General features: G+C 66.5%; 14 protein-coding genes. 8 read left to right on the top strand and 6 right to left on the bottom strand.

Features of this window, described 5'->3' with window-relative positions:
- Positions 1-22 precede the first annotated feature (22 nt).
- The 5 genes from rpmH (at position 23) to mnmE (ending at position 3864) form a co-directional block, all read left to right on the top strand.
- Positions 23-157 (top strand): 50S ribosomal protein L34, encoded by a 135-nt coding sequence (rpmH, locus tag VK98_RS23450; protein WP_048408088.1) that lies wholly within the window; start codon positions 23-25, stop codon positions 155-157.
- A gap of 5 nt (positions 158-162) precedes the next feature.
- Positions 163-528, top strand: a complete 366-nt coding sequence (gene rnpA / locus VK98_RS16915; RefSeq protein WP_048415148.1) for a ribonuclease P protein component — start codon at positions 163-165, stop codon at positions 526-528.
- The gene (gene yidD, locus VK98_RS23445) at positions 504-713 is read left to right on the top strand and encodes a membrane protein insertion efficiency factor YidD (protein WP_043639818.1); all 210 of its coding nucleotides are present in this window, start codon (positions 504-506) and stop codon (positions 711-713) included. The genes rnpA and yidD overlap by 25 nt, the downstream gene beginning before the upstream one ends.
- A gap of 21 nt (positions 714-734) precedes the next feature.
- Entirely contained in the window at positions 735-2387 is a 1653-nt protein-coding gene (gene yidC / locus VK98_RS16910; protein ID WP_048415147.1) for a membrane protein insertase YidC, read from the top strand.
- 124 nt (positions 2388-2511) lie between these two features.
- Positions 2512-3864 carry a tRNA uridine-5-carboxymethylaminomethyl(34) synthesis GTPase MnmE gene (mnmE, locus tag VK98_RS16905; protein WP_019102217.1) on the top strand — a complete coding sequence of 451 codons (1353 nt, stop codon included), beginning with the start codon at positions 2512-2514 and terminating at the stop codon, positions 3862-3864.
- Between the two features lie 22 nt (positions 3865-3886).
- On the opposite strand, the gene VK98_RS16900 is transcribed toward mnmE, so the two are convergent.
- Positions 3887-4810, bottom strand: a complete 924-nt coding sequence (locus VK98_RS16900; protein WP_048415146.1) for a LysR family transcriptional regulator — start codon at positions 4808-4810, stop codon at positions 3887-3889.
- Between the two features lie 191 nt (positions 4811-5001).
- On the opposite strand from VK98_RS16900, the gene VK98_RS16895 reads away from it, so the two are divergent.
- Complete coding sequence (locus tag VK98_RS16895) at positions 5002-5778, top strand: hypothetical protein (protein WP_156187915.1); 777 nt, start codon at positions 5002-5004, stop codon at positions 5776-5778.
- A gap of 10 nt (positions 5779-5788) precedes the next feature.
- On the opposite strand, the gene VK98_RS16890 is transcribed toward VK98_RS16895, so the two are convergent.
- Genes VK98_RS16890 through VK98_RS16870 form a run of 5 tightly spaced genes read right to left on the bottom strand, consistent with a single transcriptional unit; the run spans position 5789 to position 12803 of the window.
- Complete coding sequence (locus VK98_RS16890) at positions 5789-6700, bottom strand: GNAT family N-acetyltransferase (RefSeq protein WP_048415144.1); 912 nt, start codon at positions 6698-6700, stop codon at positions 5789-5791.
- The gene (locus VK98_RS16885; protein ID WP_048415143.1) at positions 6697-7971 is read right to left on the bottom strand and encodes a phenylacetate--CoA ligase family protein; all 1275 of its coding nucleotides are present in this window, start codon (positions 7969-7971) and stop codon (positions 6697-6699) included. The genes VK98_RS16890 and VK98_RS16885 overlap by 4 nt, the downstream gene beginning before the upstream one ends.
- Positions 7968-10391: an acyl-CoA reductase gene (locus VK98_RS16880; RefSeq protein ID WP_048415142.1), complete on the bottom strand. Its 2424-nt coding sequence runs from the start codon at positions 10389-10391 to the stop codon at positions 7968-7970. The genes VK98_RS16885 and VK98_RS16880 overlap by 4 nt, the downstream gene beginning before the upstream one ends.
- A gap of 1 nt (position 10392) precedes the next feature.
- On the bottom strand, positions 10393-11517 hold the full coding sequence (locus VK98_RS16875) for an acyl-protein synthase (protein WP_048415141.1): 1125 nt from the start codon (positions 11515-11517) through the stop codon (positions 10393-10395).
- A gap of 29 nt (positions 11518-11546) precedes the next feature.
- Positions 11547-12803, bottom strand: coding sequence for an MFS transporter (locus tag VK98_RS16870; RefSeq protein WP_197083078.1), 1257 nt, complete (start codon positions 12801-12803; stop codon positions 11547-11549).
- A gap of 497 nt (positions 12804-13300) precedes the next feature.
- Between VK98_RS16870 and VK98_RS16865 the strand changes: the two genes are divergently transcribed.
- Together VK98_RS16865 and VK98_RS16860 are read left to right on the top strand one after the other, a co-directional pair.
- Positions 13301-13786, top strand: a complete 486-nt coding sequence (locus VK98_RS16865; RefSeq protein ID WP_048415140.1) for a hypothetical protein — start codon at positions 13301-13303, stop codon at positions 13784-13786.
- A gap of 427 nt (positions 13787-14213) precedes the next feature.
- The gene (locus VK98_RS16860) at positions 14214-16292 is read left to right on the top strand and encodes a M60 family metallopeptidase (RefSeq protein WP_082159089.1); all 2079 of its coding nucleotides are present in this window, start codon (positions 14214-14216) and stop codon (positions 16290-16292) included.
- Positions 16293-16459: the final 167 nt, after the last annotated feature.

The raw sequence follows: 16459 nt of genomic DNA, 5'->3' as shown, positions 1-16459 counted from the left end.
TTTCGAAACAGGAATTCCAATCATGAAGCGTACTTACCAGCCCTCCAATACCCGTCGTAAGCGTACCCACGGCTTTCTGGTCCGCATGAAGACCCGCGGCGGCCGCGCAGTGATCGCAGCCCGTCGTTCCAAAGGCCGCAAGCGTCTGGCCGTATAAGCCCTTTGTCGGCTTACCGCTTTCGCCGTGCGCACCGGCTATTAAAAACGGATGAGTTCTCATCCGTTTTTAGTTTGCGGATGTCGCGCAGCAACGCCACGTTCCAGGTATCGGCCCGGCCCAATGAATTGGGGCACGCGCGGCTGGGCCTGGTGGTGGGCCGCAAGGTCCACAAGCGAGCCGTGCGCCGCAATTACATCAAGCGCACGGTGCGCGAGTGGTTCCGCCTGAACCGGCAAACGCTGCCGGAGATGGACTTCGTGGTCCGCGCCAAGGTGCCTTTTACTCGCGCCGAGCGAACTGAAGTGATCACGGCTTTGTCTTCTCTGTTTGCTAAACTGGCACGATGTCGCGTCTCTTCATCCTCCTGATCCGTTTTTACCAGCTGGCTATCAGCCCGTGGCTGGCACCGCGTTGCCGCTTCCAGCCCACCTGTTCCAGCTACGCGATCGAGGCGGTGAAAAAACACGGCGCACTCAAGGGCGGCTGGCTGGCCGCCAGACGCATCGGACGTTGCCACCCTTGGGGCGGCAGCGGCTACGACCCAGTTCCCTGAACTTAAATCCGGTATCGAGAGATGGATTCCAAGCGCCTCATAATCTTCATCATGCTGTCCCTGGGCATCCTGCTAGGTTGGCAGGAGTTTTTCGCGCCCAAGCCGACGCCGCAGCAGGTGGCCGCGCAAAAACAGGCCGCCACGCAGCAGCAGGCCGCCAACAGCGCGTCCCACAACGCCCAGCCGGTGGATTCCAACAAGCTGAGCTCCGGCCAGCGCATCACGGTGAACACCGATGTGCTGAAGGCCGAGATCGACACCGTGGGCGGCGATCTGCGCCAGCTGACGCTGTTGAAGCACGATTCCGCCGTGGACAGCAAAAAGCCGCTTGATCTGCTGACGGACCGGAACGGCCGCGTCTATGTGGCGCAAACCGGCCTGGTGGCCGCCAGCAACCCGGCGCTGCCCACCCACAAAACCGTATTCGCCGCGGAAAAAACCAGCTACGAGCTCTCCGGCGACAAGCTGGAAGTGAAGCTGACCGCGCCGGAAGCCAATGGAGTGAAGGTAAGCAAGATCTACACCTTCACCAAGGGCAGCTACAAGATTGGCGTGCGTTACGACATCGCCAACGGCGGCGCCGCGCCGCTGGCCGCCACCGCTTACTACCGCCTGCTGCGCGACAGCCAGACTCCGGAAGGCGAAGGCCGCCTGGCCCACACCTTCACCGGCCCAGCTGTTTACACCTCGGAAAACAAATTCCAGAAGGTGAGCTTCGACGACCTGGCCAAGGGCAAGGGCGATTACGCCAAGACCGGCAGCGACGGCTGGGTGGCGATGATCCAGCACTACTTCATGTCCGCGTGGATCCTGAAGCCGCTGGACGGCGCCAGCGTGTGCAAGGACGACAAGTCCTGCCGCTTTGAGCTGAAGCAGAGCAACGGCCTGAACTCCGCCGCCGCGCTGGTGGACTACGCCACCATCGCCCCGGGCCAGAGCCTGAGCGTGTCCGTGCCGCTGTTCGCCGGCCCGGAAGAGTACGATGTGATCAGCAAGCTGGCCGACGGCATGGAATACGCCAAGGACTTCGGCATCTTCCACATCTTCGCCTCCCCGCTGTTCTGGCTGCTGACCAAGCTGCACCTGCTGGTGCAGAACTGGGGCTGGGCCATCGTGCTGCTGACCCTGACCGTCAAGGCCATCTTCTACCCGCTGACCGCCGCGTCCTACCGCTCCATGGCCAAGATGAAGGCGCTGGCGCCGCGTCTTGAGCGCATGAAGGAGCAGTACGGCGACGACCGCATGAAGTTCCAGCAGGCGGTGATGGAGATGTACAAGTCCGAGAAGGTGAATCCGCTGGGCGGCTGCCTGCCCATGCTGATCCAGATCCCGGTGTTCATCGGCCTGTACTGGGCGCTGCTGGCTTCGGTTGAGCTGCGCCAGGCGCCGTGGATCCTGTGGTACACCGACTTGGCCCGCCCGGACCCGTACTATGTGCTGCCGGTGATCATGGCGGCCACCATGTTCCTGCAGACCTTCCTGAACCCGCCGCCGGCGGACCCGATGCAGGCCAAGATGATGAAGATCATGCCGGTGGCCTTCTCGGTGATGTTCTTCTTCTTCCCGTCCGGCCTGGTGCTGTACTACGTGGTCAACAACATCTTGTCGATGGCCCAGCAGTGGCAGATCAACAAGAGCATCGAGAAGAAAAACAAGGCCGCGCTGCAATCCTGATTGCCCGGCGCGCTCTGAACCCCAAACCCGGCCGCATGGCCGGGTTTTTTGCTGGATAATTGAAGCGTATTCGCCACGACGCCCCGCCGCGCGGGGGCCGCGGCCCAGATTCCAAGGAATGCCCATGAGCCTCAGCTACACCCCCGCCACCATCTGCGCCATCGCCACCGCTCCCGGCCGCGGCGGCGTTGGCGTGATCCGCGTGTCCGGCAAGGATTTGCTGCCCTTCGCCGCCGCCGTCAGCGGCGGCAAGACGCCCAAACCGCGCTACGCGCTGTACACCGACTTCGTCGACGCCCACGGCCAGCCGCTGGACAACGGCCTGCTGCTCTACTTCCCCGGCCCCAACAGCTTCACCGGCGAGGACGTGATCGAGCTGCAGGGCCACGGCGGGCCGGTGGTGCTGAAAATGCTGCTGGCGCGCTGCGTGGAGCTGGGCGCGCGGCTGGCGGAGCCGGGCGAATTCACCAAGCGCGCCTTCCTCAACGACAAGCTGGACCTGGCCCAGGCGGAAAGCGTGGCGGACTTGATAGACGCCAGCAGCGAAACCGCGGCCAAGAGCGCGCTCAAATCGCTGAAAGGCGCCTTCTCCAAGGAAATCCACGTGCTGGTGGACGAGCTGATCACCCTGCGCATGCTGGTGGAGGCGACGCTGGACTTCCCGGAAGAGGAGATCGATTTCCTCAAACAGGCGGACGCGCTGGGCAAGCTTGAGCGGCTGCGCGGCCGGCTGGTGCAGGTGCAGGCCACCGCCAAGCAGGGCGCCATCCTGCGCGAGGGCATGCACGTGGTGCTGGTGGGCCAGCCCAATGTCGGCAAATCCAGCCTGATGAACGCGCTGGCCGGCGACGACATCGCCATCGTCACCGACATCGCCGGCACCACTCGCGACACCGTGCGCGAGGAGATCGTCATCGACGGCGTGCCGGTGCACATCATCGACACCGCCGGCCTGCGCGACACCGACGACGTGGTGGAGAAGATAGGCATAGAACGCACCTGGCAAGCGGTGGAGCGCGCGGACCTGGCCCTGGTGCTGGCGGACAGCCGCGACGGCCTGACCGGCGAGGTGCAGGCCATCCTGCAACGGCTGCCGGCGGCGCTGCCGCGCGTGCACGTGTTCAACAAGGTGGACCTGTCCGGCGAAGCGCCGGGCCTGGCCGATGAAGACGGCCACCCGCTGGTGCGCCTGTCCGCGCGCACCCACGCCGGCGTGGAGCTGCTCAAGGCCAAGCTGCTGGAGATGATAGGCTACAGCGGCGGCGGCGAAGGCGTGTTCCTGGCGCGCCAGCGCCACCTGGACGCCATCCGCCGCGCCGCAGAACACCTGGAACTGGCGCACGCGGACTGGGAACAAGTGGAAATCTTCGCCGAGGAGTTGCGCATGGCGCAGAACGCGCTGTCCGAGATCACCGGCGAATTCAGCGCCGACGATCTGCTGGGGGTGATTTTCAGCCGCTTCTGCATCGGCAAGTAAGCCCTCCCCTACCGCGTCGCCGTTAGGCCGCCAGCGTCACCCCGGAGTGAAAGGCTATCGTCGGCAACACCTCGTCCAGCACCTGCAAAAAGGTGAAGGCGGCCGGCGACAGCGGCACGCCGCGCCGGGTGAACACGTGGACGTCCCGCTGTAGCTCGGCCGACTCAAACAAGCGGTAGGGCAGATCCCGCGCCGACGGGTGGGAGGCCGCCAGCGCCGACAGCACGCAAGCACCCACCCCGGCGCGGATCAGGCAGAACTGCATGTCCAGATTGGTGACGGTGATCTTGCTGGCCACCTGCTGCCAGAGCTCGGGATGGCTGCGCTCCAGCGCGGACATGATGCTGGTGTCGCTCTCGTCCTGCAGCAAGGGCCATTGCCGCAAGGATTCACAGTTGAGCGGCCCCGCCGGCGGCTCGAAGCCCGGCGGAAACATCACCCCCAAGCGGGCGGAAAGCAGCTGGCGCTTGTCCAGCTTGTCTCCGGCCGCGCCCACATAAGAGCCGATGCCGATGTCCACCTCGCCCGATTCGATGCGGCGCACCACGCCGCCGCTGGTGTCGTCCAGCAGCCGCACATGAATGCACGGGTAGTCTCTTCTCAGCCGTTTGAGCACCTCGGGCAGCACGCTGGACGCAAAAGCCATGCCGCTGGCCACGTAGACGCTGCCGCTGCTGCCGGCTGATTTTTCGCGCAGATCGGACAGCAGCAGTTCAAAGTCGTTCAGCAGCCGGCGGGCCACCGGCAGGAAGGCGTTGCCCTGCGTGGTCAGCGCCACTTTGCGGGTGGTGCGCTCAAACAGCGTCAGCCCGATCTCCTGCTCCAGCTCGCGTATGGTCTTGGTCAGTGTGGATTGCGTCAGAAACAGCTGGCGGGCCGCGGCGGTGAAGCTTTCGGCTTCGGCAACGGCCGAGAAGGCGCGCAGGTGGCGGAGGGAGATATTCATGACGGATTGGAATTGATTGACTTTATTAATTCATTTTACACCAATAACTTTCAACGCTTGCGCGTTTGAAGCTCACGCCCTTCATCATGGAACGGCCATCCCAGCTTTGCCGATAAAACTCAGACGCCAACCGCTGACGCCGCATGCCGTTTGGATTAGGATGCCGGGTTTTGGCCGCCATCGAATTCCTCATGACCGTCTCCCATCGCAACCCGTTGCATGATCCCGACGCCGTGCTGCAACGGCTGCACGGCCTGCGCCCCATTAGCGCCAAGCAGAAGCAAAGCTCCTTCGAACGCGGCTGCGAGCGCTACGCGCAGCTGGCCTTGCTGAGCTCTGGCGGCCTGTTCGCGGCACTGCTGGTTCTGGCCCTGTGGCATCTTGCCGCGCCCTTGCCCCGCATTGGCGTCTGGACCGCGCAAATCCTGGCGCTGCTGTGCATCGCGCTGTCCTTGCTTTCCATCATCGTCAACAGCCTACCCGGCCTGGCCTTGCTGATCCGCTTCCGACACCAGGCCCAGCGCGATCTGTTGAAGGAACTGGGACATGACCGGCTCCAGGCGGCTTTATTGCGACCTTACCGGCAGTCCGCGCTGGAACAGGCGGCGCAGGCGCTGCAAGACAAGCAGGAGCAAGTCGGCAGCCGCATCGGCGCCATCATCGGCAGCCATGAGCAGCTCGCTCTGTTTTCCATCGCCGGCTTCGCCTTGGCGGTGTGGGAAAAACTGTCCGATCAAGGCTCAGCCTTGAACCGGCTGTTCCAGTTCTCCCTGCCTTTCAGCCATTGGAATGGACGCGATCTATTGATGCTGGCCCTGGCCGGCGTCGCCGGCATGCTGCTGGGCGGGGTTCTACTCAAGGCGGTGCTGCACCGGCGCGCTTATCAGCTGGCCTTGCTGCGGCAGGCCATCGCAGACAAAACCCGCCACCGGGACGCGCGGCGGCGGCGTTTTGGCCTGCGCGGCTGAACCGCCGGCCTCAGGCGGCCACCGCCGCCGCCACCTGCCGGCTCAACCGATGCAGATGGTTGGCCAAGGGGCAGCTCAGCGCCAGTTCCTGCTGGCCGTGCCCGCGCAGCAGCAACGCCTGCCAGCTGCCGTCCGGCCCGGGCACCAGGCCACCGCAGACGAAGCCAGCCTGTTGCAGCGCGGCCGCCGCGCGCGGGGCGTCCGGCCCCAGCGCCAGCCTGACGTAGACCAAGCGCCCGGCCGGCAGCGCCGCCACTTCGCGCAGCCGGCCGCCGCTGATGTCCTCCAGCCCCACTTCCAGCCGCCGGCCATGGCTGGCGATGCTGAGGCCGCCAGCCGGAGCTTGCTCCGGCGGCGGCGCGCTGCCGAAGGCGCGGCTCAGCGGCGTCAGCCATTCCCGCCACGCCGCCGGCCAGTTCAGCGCCGGGATAGGCCGGCTTTGCAGCGGCAGGCAGCCCAGCACAATGCTTTCCGGCTGCGGCTGGCCAAACGGCGAAGCCACGTAGTCCAGCAGCAGGCCGGTGGTGTGGAAGCCCAGGGTCTTGGCCAGGCGCTGGCTCTGGCCGTGGGACGACACTTGCTTGATGGTGAGCATGCTCAGGCCCAGGGCCGCGCCTTGGGCGCTGAGATGGCGGCCCAGCGCGGTGGCCAGGCCCTGGCCGCGCGCGTCCGGATGCACCACGTTGAGCGCCAGCTCGGCGCTGCCCGGGCAATGCGGGTCGCGCCACAGCGCGGCGTGGCCCAGCACCCGGCCATCGCGCACGGCGACGGCGGAATGCCAGCGGCCGGCGGCGTTGTGACGGCGGATCATAGACGGCAGATAGACGTCCGGATAGACGTAGTGTTCGCCGTAGATGGCGCGGAACAAGGCGCTGACGCCGGCGGCGTCGTCCGCCTGGAAAACGCGGATGTCTATGCTCATGCCGCCACCTCGTCGTAAGCACGCTGGTCCACCACCCGCATCAGCTTGCCGGAGCGCGGATGGGTGTGCATGGCCTCCGGCGCGCAGTAGGCGGCGTCCAAGCGCAGCAGGCCCTGGCGGCACAGCTCGGCCAGGGCCGGTTGCGCTGTCAGCAGCAGTTGGCGCAGCGGCTCCGCCGCCGGGGCCGGCGCGTATTCGCTGGCCACCCGCAGGCTGAGGGTGTCGACGCCGTCGCGGCGGCCCACCAGCAGCTGCCAGGCCAGCACGCCGCCCTGCCCGCGCAGCAGCGGGTCCAGTTCGTCCGGGAACAAGGACAGCGTGCAGACGCGCACGCGGTGGCCGCGGCTGGCGCGCCCTTGCAGAGCGAACTTGCGTTCCGGCCGCCCGGCCGGCTCGCGCCAGCAGGCCAGGTCGCCGGTGGGATAGCGGATCACCGGCATCAGCCGGCGTTGCAGATTGCTGACCACCAGCAGGCCCTTGCGGTCCGGCTCGGTGATCGGCAGGCCGCTGGCCTCGTCGATGATTTCGACGATGGTGTCGGCGTCGAACACGCGGTGTTCGCCCTGGCCGCAATCCGGCCCGGCGGCGCCGATCAGGCCGGCGTCCACGCTGGCGCAGCCTATGGAGCCGATGCGGGCCTTGGGAAACACCCGGCCCAGCAGGGCCAGTTGTTCGGCGAACAGGCTTTCGCCGCCGTAGAGCAGGCAGCGCACGCCGGGCAGCGTGCGGCCGGCTTGTTGCAGCCAGCTGGCGAAGCGCACCAGCTGCACCGGCACGCCGGCCAGCACATTGATGTCCAGCGTGGCGATGGCGTCGGCCAGCGCGGCGTCCTCGACATTGCAGGTGAACGGGAATTCCACCACCGGCACCGGCGAGTGCGACAGCGCGCCGTGGATGAACAGCAGGCTGGTGTAGAGATCGCCGGCGAAGAACAGGTTGGCGACGCGGTCGCCGGGCAGCAGCTGCCGGCCCAGGCCCTGACCGAAGGCGCGGACGAAGGCCTGCCATTCGTCGCGCCGGAACACCGACAGCTTACCTTCGCTGGTGGAGCCGCCGGTCTTGAACACATGGCCGTCCGCCAGCGGGCCGCTCAGCACCGGCCAATCCGCCAGCGGCTGGCATTGACGCCAGTAGTCGGCCGGTTCTATCAGCGGCAGATCGCTCAGCGTCCAGTCCGCCGGCAGCTCGCGGTACAGCGCGGTGAAAAACGGCGAGTGAGCGCGGGCGTGTTCCACCAGCCGGCGCAGCCCGGCCTCCGTGGCGGCCTTCATCGCGCCGGCTCCGTGTTGCGGCGCAGATCCAACACCAGTGGGGTCTTGCCGCTTTGCGGATGGCGCTGGAACTGGCTGGCCGGGGTGGCGATGACGTCCAGTTGCAGCAGGCCGCCGCTGACCACCTCGTTCAGCATCGGGTGTTGCAGCAGGCGGGCGCGCACCTGCGCGGCGTCGCCGTCGGCCAACACCCGGATGCGGTCGCCGCCGCTGGCGGCGTGGTCCACCAGCCATTGCACAGCCAGGCCCAGCGGCGCGGACAGCGCTTCCGGGTTGACGAAGATGGTGCCGGCGCGCAGCAGCGCGCCGTGGCGGCCGGTGAGCTGGAAGCGCGGCGACGGCAGACCGCAGCCGCAGCGGCCGGGCAGCCAGCGGCCCAGATCGCCCAGGTCGTAACGCCGCACGTTCTGGCCTTCCCGCGCCAGCGAGGTGAAGGCCAGGCGGCCGACGGCGCCGGGCGCGGCCGGGCGGTCGCTGTCCTGCTCCAGGATTTCCAGCCACTGGATATCGGCCAATAGATGGAATTCGCCGTCGCGGCCGTGGCCGCAGGCGTGGCCCAGCGGGCCGGCGTCCACCGATCCGTACATCGCGGAGCGGATCAGCTCCACGCCGAAGCCGGCCAGGAACTGGCGTTGGCCGTCGCTGATGTGTTCGCCGCCGCAAAACAGCTTGCGCACGCCGCCGTAGGCGCGCAGCGCGGTTTCCTCGCATTCGAACAGGCGCTGCAAGGTGCCCGGCATCCCCACCAGGGTGTTGACGCCTTGGGACACGATGAAGTGGGCGATCTGGCTGAAGTCGTCGTCCACCGGGCCGCCCATTGGATATTGCGGCGCGCCCAGCTTGTCCAGGATGGTGAAGAAGCTGAGCATGCCTCCGTAGAGGTTGCCGCCGTAGAGCAGATTCATCACCCGGTCATGCGCCGGGTCCAGGCCGGCGGCGAGCAGGCCGTCCGCCGCCGCCTGCATCTGGCGGTGGTAATCGCGGTAGCTGAAGCCGGCCAGCTTGGGTTCGCCGCTGCTGCCGCCGCTGCGGAAGAACAGCTGGGCGGCCGGCCCCATTTCGGCTTGCTGGAAGGCCGTTTTGTCCATCACCGGCAGCGCGTCCAGACCGGCCGGCGGCGGCGGCAAGGCGTCCAGCGTCGCATGGCCCGGCAGCTGGCCGTCGCGCAGGCTGACCGACACCCGCCGCGTCAGCCGGCTCAGCGCGTAAACGCCGTCGTGCGGCTCGCCGGCGTAGCCGTCGTGCATCGCTCCCGCCGGGCACAGCCGGCCGACGCCGGCGTCCAGCAGCAGGCGGCTGAGCGCCGGCAGCTGTTCCGGCGCGGCGATCAGGCCGCAGCTTTGCAAATGGGTGCGCCAGGGCAGCAGCAGTTCCACCAGCCGCGCGCGCGGCGCCGGCCGCAGTTGCAGGGTGCGGAACAGCGGCGAGGCCGCCAGTTCCTGGCGCTGCGCCCAGGCCACGCGCCAGCCCTCGCCCTGCTCCACCGCGCCGGCCACGCCGGCGAAAGACTGGTCCAGCCGCAGCATGGCCAGCTGGCTGGAGATTTCCGCGGCTTCCTGCACATCCGGCTGCAAGGCCGGCCAGGCCGGCGCGCGCCGCGCCAGCGCGGCGGCTATGGCCTGGGCCACGCTGCGCAAGGCGGCTTCGTCCTCGCTGTCCACCAGCAGGCATTGCGGGCTGGAGCAGGCTTGCTGATCGAAACGACAAACGTCATCGGCCAGCGCCTCGTAATCGGCCACCGTCGCCGCGGCCGGGTCCAGGTAGGCGAAGCTGATGCGGTGGCCCCAGGCTATCCAGCGGCAGCCGGCCGGCACTTGGCGGCGGATTGCTTCCAGCGCGGCGTCGCCGCCCCAGGCGGACACCGCGTCGGCGCGGGCCAGCAGGCCGGCCAGTTGATCGGTGGCCAGCGGCAGCACCGCCACGTGGGCGGCCAGATCGCCGGCGGCGTCGTGGCTCAGAAAGTCGGCCAGCAGCCGCGCGCTGCGGCCCTGATCGCTGCCGCTGGGGCGCAGCCAGTTGACGTTGCCGGCCAGCAGGCTTTCCAGCACCGCCATGAAGGGCAGCAGCGGCGCGTTGGCCGGGGTGATGTGGGCCACCAGGCCCAGCGGCCGCCAGCTTTCGAAGCGGGGCTGGCGGTAGTCGAAGCGGCGCAGCGAGAAGGCCTGTTCGCCCAGCTCGCGACTTACCTTGGCTTCCAGCGCCTCGCGCCGGCAAAAGCCTTGCAGCGCGTCGACGGCGGCGGCGTCCAGGCCCAGCGCCTGCGCCCGTTGCGGCAGGGCGGCGGCGAAGCCTTCGGCGCATGCCAACACCGCGTCCAGCGCCGGCGGCCGGGCCAGCGCTGCCGGCAGCCCGGCTTGCAATTGCGCCAGCGCGGCGGCGGCGTCCACGGCGGCGTTCAGTGTTCCATTTAATAGATACATATCAGGATTCCTTGATCAATTCGGAGGCGGCCACCGCGCAGCTGCGGCTCTTGCTGGTGCCGGCGCGGCCCAGCAGTTCGAACCAGTCGGTGGCCAGGCCGCAGCCGCAGCTCTCGGCCGGATGCAGCACGGCCAGATCGCCCATCACGATGCTGTGCGCCGGGCTGGAGGTGATGTAGGGCGACAGCAGGTTGAGGAAGCCGGCGCCGCCGTAGGGTTGCGGCCGCAGGCTGGCGGTGTCGCGGATCACCGCGCGGGCGTAGCTGGGCAGGTGGAAACGGTGGCGTTCGCATTCCACGTAGGGCACCGGGTGCTCCACCGCGCCGTAGCCGTCGCGGCAGCGCGCGTCCGGAATGCCCAGTTGCTCGCCCAGCCGCCGGTACAGCTCGGCCTTGGGAATGGCGCGGTCGGCGTGGGTTTTCCAGCCGCCGCCCAGGAACACCAGCGATTCCGGATTCAGTTGCAGCGGCGGCAGGCCCAGTTCCCGCATCCGTTCCAGCGCAAACCACAGGAAGGCGGGGAAGCCCAGCATGCGCACCGGCAGGCCTTGTTCGGCGAAGTCCTGCAAGGCGCGGATCACGCCGAAGGGATCGAACTCATTGCCGTGGCCGTTGTGGCGCAAGGCGTAACAGGCCTGGTTCACCGGCGCGTATTTGCACAGGAATTGGTCGGTGTAGGCGGTGCCCAGGGTGATGGCGCCGGCCGGTTCGTAACTGAGCAGCAGGTAGTTGCACGGCTGTTGCGGCGTGTCCCAGCCGTAATGCCGGAAGATGCGATCCACCATGCTTTGCGCCGCGCCCAGGCTGCGCGCGTCGTAACGCATGCGGCTTTTCTGGCCGGTGGTGCCGGAGGAGGTCAGCTCCAGCGCGTCCTGGCCGGCGGCACTGACCACCAGCCGGCGCTTGAAGTAGTTGGCGAACAGCGGCGGCAGCTGCGACCAATCGTCCAGCGTTTCCAGCGCGGCGGCGTCCAGGCCGTTGGCCTGCAGCCAGCTGCGATAGCCGGGTGTGTGTTCGCAATGGTAATGGCTCAGTTCGCGCATGGCGGCGTCGAACAGCCGGTCGCCGTCGGCATCGGCGCGATAAGGGTGTTCCAGCGCGCACAGCGCGTCGACATGGTTCAGCATGGTGGGGCTCCGGGAGTGAGAATGGGGAATCAAGCCGCTTGCAAGGCGTAAGCGCGCTGCTTGAGCAAACGCCACAGCGGCCACGCCGCCAGGCCGGCGCCCAGCGCGGCCCAGCCGGCGAAGGCTTGCAGTCCGGCGCCGGCGCCCAGCCAGGCCAGCGCGCTGCAGCCCAGGCCGAGCAAGGCGGTGGAAATCATGCCCAGCATCGCCGCCACCGCGCCCTTGCCGCTGTCGCTGGCGTAGAGGGTGAAGCGGTACAGGGTGGCGTGGCCCAGGCCCAGGCCGAAGGCATACAGCGTCAGGCCCGCCGCCAGCGCCGGCAGCGCGCCGCTGGACCAGGTCAGCGCCAGCATCGCCGCCAGGCCGCCGAACAAGGGCCACAGCGCCAGCCGCAGCACCCGCTCCAGTTCCAGGCTCGCGGCCAGCCGGTTCAAGGTCAGATTGCCGGCGATCAGCCCGCCGAACACCGGCAGCTGCCACAGGCCGTATTCGACGCCGGACAAGCCCAGGCCGCGCATCAGCAGCAGCGGCGACAGGCCGATCCAGCCCACCAGCGGAATGGACAGCAGGCCCAGCGCCACGCTGCCGTGCATGAAGGGGGCGTTGCGCAGCAACGCCGCGTACTGGCGCGCGCTGCGTCCCAGGCGCAGCGGGCTCGCCGCCAGCCGGCTGCCGTCGCGCCGCTGCACGCCCAGGGTTTCCGGCATCCAGCGCCACAGGCCGACGGCCACCAGCGCCGCCAGCGCGCCGATCAGCGCGAACAGGCCGCGCCACGGCAGCAGGCCCAGCAACAGGCTGCCCAGCAGCGGACCGACCAACGGCGACAGCAAGGCGATATTGGCCAGCAAGGCCATCAGCCGCACCGCGTCTTTTTCCGGAAACGCTTCTTGCAGCGCCGGATAGCTGACCACCATCACGAAGCCCAGCGACAGGCCCTGGATGAAGCGCAGCAGATTGAACAGCTCGATGTCGCGGCTGCCGACGGCGGCGAGACAAGCCAGGGCGAAGCCGACGGCGCCGGCCACCAGCAGCGGCTTGCGGCCGTAACGGTCTGACAATGGTCCAATCAGCCATTGCAGGGCCACCCCGCCCAGCAGGTAGGCGTTGAGCGCGGTGGGCACGTGGCGGGCGTCGGCGTTCAGGTCGGCGGCGACTTGCAACATGGCCGGCATCACCATATCGCTGCCGATATAGGTCAGCAGTTCGAAAGCGGCCAGCAATAGGCAAAAGCCCAGCGCCCGGCCTCGAGAAATAGGCAGCAGGGATTGAATTGAGTTTTGACTCATAAAATATCAAGGTAATTGAATGGCAGCCCTATAAAAACCATGGGCTATTTAAAACCGACAATGAAAAAACGACGCGAAGGCGTAGACGGCGCGGCATTGATTTCGGCGATCAAGCAGGGCCGCTCAATGACGATGGCCTACTCAGAAGGGGCGAGATTATAGACAGGCTTGTTGAATGAATTGACTGCCCTATTGGACAGTTATTCTAGAGTAAATATATTAATATCCAATTTTGGCGACGGATATTTATATAAATAAACCACAACGCAAAATAATATGCAAATGGCAAGTTTATTAATATTTGGAGAGACGATTCCAATCAAAACCATTGTTTGATTAAACAACGACTTTCCCAATCAGCATGTAAATTGCGCTGAGCGGCGCAGGCCTAAAGCGCGGGATGACCTCGTTTCATTGCGTTGCAACAAGCATGACAATGGATTCTCAAGGTTAAAATGTCATCTCCATCGACATTACGCTTCCAGGAGCCCGCCCTCATGAGATCCGTCCTGCCCTTTGCCGCCTTCCTGTCCTTGTTCTGCGCCGCGCTTGCGCTGGCCGGCGCGCCGCCGGCGCTGGTGGTCACCGGCCAGATCAAGGTGTCCAACCAGGCCCGCGCCGGCGAGTACCACTTCAGCAAGGCCGAGCTGGAGCGCCTGCAGCAGCGCACCATCCAGACCAAGACCACCTGGACGCCGAAGTCGGCCTTTACCGGCCCCACGCTCTCCGCCATTCTGCGCGCCGTGGGCGCGACCGGGCGGCCGGTGGAAGTGGTCACAGAAGACCAGTACAAGGTGGTGATTCCGCCCGGCGACCAAAGCCGCTATCAGCCCATCTTGGCGCTACGCATCAATGGCCGGCCGCTGGAGGAGATGGGCTTCAGCCAGTGGATGATGTATCCGCTCAACGACTTCCGCGAACTGCAAACCGCCGACATCGACGCCAAGCTGGCCTGGCGGGTGAAGGCGCTGGTGGTGCGTTGAGCGCGGCGTAGCGCTTAGACCCGCTAACAAAACCCCTGATGCTGCGTTGCGCCGACTTGCCGTACTCAAGTACTGTCTGCGTCGGCGCGCCTTGCCTCAGCCGTAAAACTGAGTTTTGTTAGCGGCTCTTAAGCCACTAGCCAAGCGCTGATGCCGCGTTGCGCCGATTGGCCTCAGCCGTGAGAGCGGTTTTTATGAGCCGCTTTTAGCCGAATTCTCGACTAAAAATGTCAATGCGCTGAATAAATCCAGTTAGTCCCAAGTAAATATTTACCTGAATAAAATAAGAACTTTGGAATAAGAAGCGGACTCCAGTGGGTAGGCTCCCGCCCTTCATGCCGGTGGGAGCCAGGGCGCAACCCGCAACTGGACAGGCCGTGCCCTGCGCCCGCAGCAGTCCGGCATGGCCTGATGGAATAAGAGAAATATGCACGCATTTAAGCTCAGTTCCTGTCTATGGCTTGGCGCCGCGATGGCCGCCAGCCTGCCCTCTCTGTCCGCCTTCGCCGACGCGCCGCGCCAGCTGACGCTGGAACAGCGCGGCGATCCGGGAGAATGGCTGCTGGCGCACCGCCGCGGCTTCCTCACCCATCCCACCCAGTCCACCGGCTATTGGGCCCGCAAGGGCGAAGCGCTGAGTGTCAATATCGCCTATCAGGGCATGCCGCCCAATCTGCCCCCGGAGCTGTGGCTGGTGCCTATCGCCAACGCCAACAGCGCCATGCCGTCCAATCAGGTGGTCCAGCTGCGCCCCGGCCTCAATCAGATCACCGCGCAGAACGACGGCGTGATCTATTTCGCGCCGCGCAGCCAGCCCGGCAGCGGCAAGATCGTGGCGACGCTGCAAAGCGGCGGCCGCGAAATACCGCGTTTCGTGCTGGGTCAGCACAGCAGCGCGGACTGGAACGCCATGCTGAACCGCCTGTCGGCCGAGCCCTACGCGGAGCTGGTGGGCAAGCGCATGATCGTGACCATGCCGCAGTCCATCCTGCGCCAGCAGGTGGACGACCCGGTGGCCACCATGACGCTGTGGGACCGCATCGTCACCCTGGCCGAGGAACAATACGGCCTGGCCGCCGGCAATCCTTACCCGCACACGGCGACGCCGTTCCAGTACCAATTCGTCACCAAACCGGACAGCAGCGGCGGCTATATGTCGGCCAGCAATTACTGGCTGGGCACCAATGTCGGCGGCGCCGGCTCGGTGGCCAACTCCAAATTGCTGCAGCAGGACGGTTGGGGCCCCTGGCATGAGCTGGGTCATCACTACCAGATGCCGGCGATGACTTGGAACGACCAGACCGAGGTGACGGTGAACCTGACCTCGCTCTATGTGCAGCGGGCCTTGGGCCAGCGTTCGCGGCTGGAAACCGGCGGCAAATGGGACCTGGTGCGCCAGCACCTGAACCAGGCGCAGCCGTCTTTCGACGCGCAAACGGACTTGTTCGTGCGCGCGGCGATGTTCTGGCAGCTGGACCTGGCCTTCGGCAAGGATTTCTACAGCCGGCTGGGACAGCGCTACCGCAGCATGCCCTTCGCCGAGCTGCCCGCCAACGACGAGGACAAGCGCCAGCGCTTCATCATCGAAACCAGCCGCGTCTCCGGCCAGAATCTGACCCCCTTCTTCGACAAATGGGGCCTGAAGGCCAACACGGCCACCCGGCAGAGCCTGAGCAACCTGGCCCTTCCCAGTTTGTCCCAGCCGATCTGGCTGAACCGCGACGAAAGCCTGCTCTATCGCTACCCGCTGGAGCAGCAGGGCCTGGCCGGACGCGTGTCGCTGCCGGACGCCGTCGACGCCGGCCGCACTTTCAGCGTGGAAGCGCGGGTCAGCAACGCCGGCGGCAAGACGCTGCGCTACCAGTGGCAGCTGCCGCCCGGTTTCGGCGGTTCGCCCGGCAACAGCGCAACGGCGACGCTGACCGCGCCCGCGCAGGCGCTGCAAGGCGCGTACGCGCCGATCCGCGTCACGGTCAGCGACGGCGTCACCCAGATGACGCTGGGCAGCGCCATCCAGCTGCGCCGCCCCGGCGCGCAAAGCTACGACGCGATGATTCTGGCCGCCTACAACAAGAGCGCGCTGCAAAAATGGAGCGAGAGCCGCACGGGCACGCCGGGGGACGTCTACGTCTACGACAACCCCTACCGCAACACCCGCGACTACTTCCAGCTGAAAACCGCGAGCTACGGCTACTTTCCGACCGAAGGCGGCAGCAACGCCGGCTGGCAGTTCCTGGACAGCTACAACGGCGCGCCGCTGTCCGCCTCCCAGTCCTACGACCTGGCGATGCTGACCTCGCAGCGCAAGAGCCGCTTGAACAGCTGGAGCGACAGCCGCAGCGGCGCGGTGGGGGACGTCTACGTCTACGACAACCCCTATCGTTCCAGCCGCGACTACTTCGTGCTGAAGAACACGAGCTACGGCTACTTTCCCACCACCGGGGTCAGCAACAGCAACTGGACCTACATCGGCGCCTATGACGGCAGCCAGTACCAGGTGCCATAAACGCGGCTCCCGCAAGCGGGCCGGCCTCGTCCTTCGTCGAGGCCGGCCCGCCAAAGTCGCCACCACCTTGAACGCGTCCCGGTCGCCCTGGTGACGGCATTGGTCGCTCCCGTGCGCTAACTCTCGACGCCGCGCGCCTAGATTGATCCTTGCGCTCCGGCTCCCTC

The organism is Chromobacterium sp. LK11, from assembly GCF_001043705.1.
Classification (GTDB): domain Bacteria; phylum Pseudomonadota; class Gammaproteobacteria; order Burkholderiales; family Chromobacteriaceae; genus Chromobacterium; species Chromobacterium alkanivorans.
This window is presented reverse-complemented; position numbering and strand designations above follow the sequence as displayed.

What these genes read in the sequence shown, in the direction of transcription:
- rpmH (WP_048408088.1), top strand. Translation starts at nt 23, where the DNA reads ATGAAGCGTACTTACCAGCCCTCCAATACCCGTCGTAAGCGTACCCAC.
- yidD (WP_043639818.1), top strand. Translation starts at nt 504, where the DNA reads ATGTCGCGTCTCTTCATCCTCCTGATCCGTTTTTACCAGCTGGCTATC.
- yidC (WP_048415147.1), top strand. Translation starts at nt 735, where the DNA reads ATGGATTCCAAGCGCCTCATAATCTTCATCATGCTGTCCCTGGGCATC.
- mnmE (WP_019102217.1), top strand. Translation starts at nt 2,512, where the DNA reads ATGAGCCTCAGCTACACCCCCGCCACCATCTGCGCCATCGCCACCGCT.
- VK98_RS16900 (WP_048415146.1), bottom strand. Translation starts at nt 4,810, where the DNA reads ATGAATATCTCCCTCCGCCACCTGCGCGCCTTCTCGGCCGTTGCCGAA.
- VK98_RS16895 (WP_156187915.1), top strand. Translation starts at nt 5,002, where the DNA reads ATGACCGTCTCCCATCGCAACCCGTTGCATGATCCCGACGCCGTGCTG.
- VK98_RS16890 (WP_048415144.1), bottom strand. Translation starts at nt 6,700, where the DNA reads ATGAGCATAGACATCCGCGTTTTCCAGGCGGACGACGCCGCCGGCGTC.
- VK98_RS16885 (WP_048415143.1), bottom strand. Translation starts at nt 7,971, where the DNA reads ATGAAGGCCGCCACGGAGGCCGGGCTGCGCCGGCTGGTGGAACACGCC.
- VK98_RS16880 (WP_048415142.1), bottom strand. Translation starts at nt 10,391, where the DNA reads ATGTATCTATTAAATGGAACACTGAACGCCGCCGTGGACGCCGCCGCC.
- VK98_RS16875 (WP_048415141.1), bottom strand. Translation starts at nt 11,517, where the DNA reads ATGCTGAACCATGTCGACGCGCTGTGCGCGCTGGAACACCCTTATCGC.
- VK98_RS16870 (WP_197083078.1), bottom strand. Translation starts at nt 12,803, where the DNA reads ATGAGTCAAAACTCAATTCAATCCCTGCTGCCTATTTCTCGAGGCCGG.
- VK98_RS16865 (WP_048415140.1), top strand. Translation starts at nt 13,301, where the DNA reads ATGAGATCCGTCCTGCCCTTTGCCGCCTTCCTGTCCTTGTTCTGCGCC.
- VK98_RS16860 (WP_082159089.1), top strand. Translation starts at nt 14,214, where the DNA reads ATGCACGCATTTAAGCTCAGTTCCTGTCTATGGCTTGGCGCCGCGATG.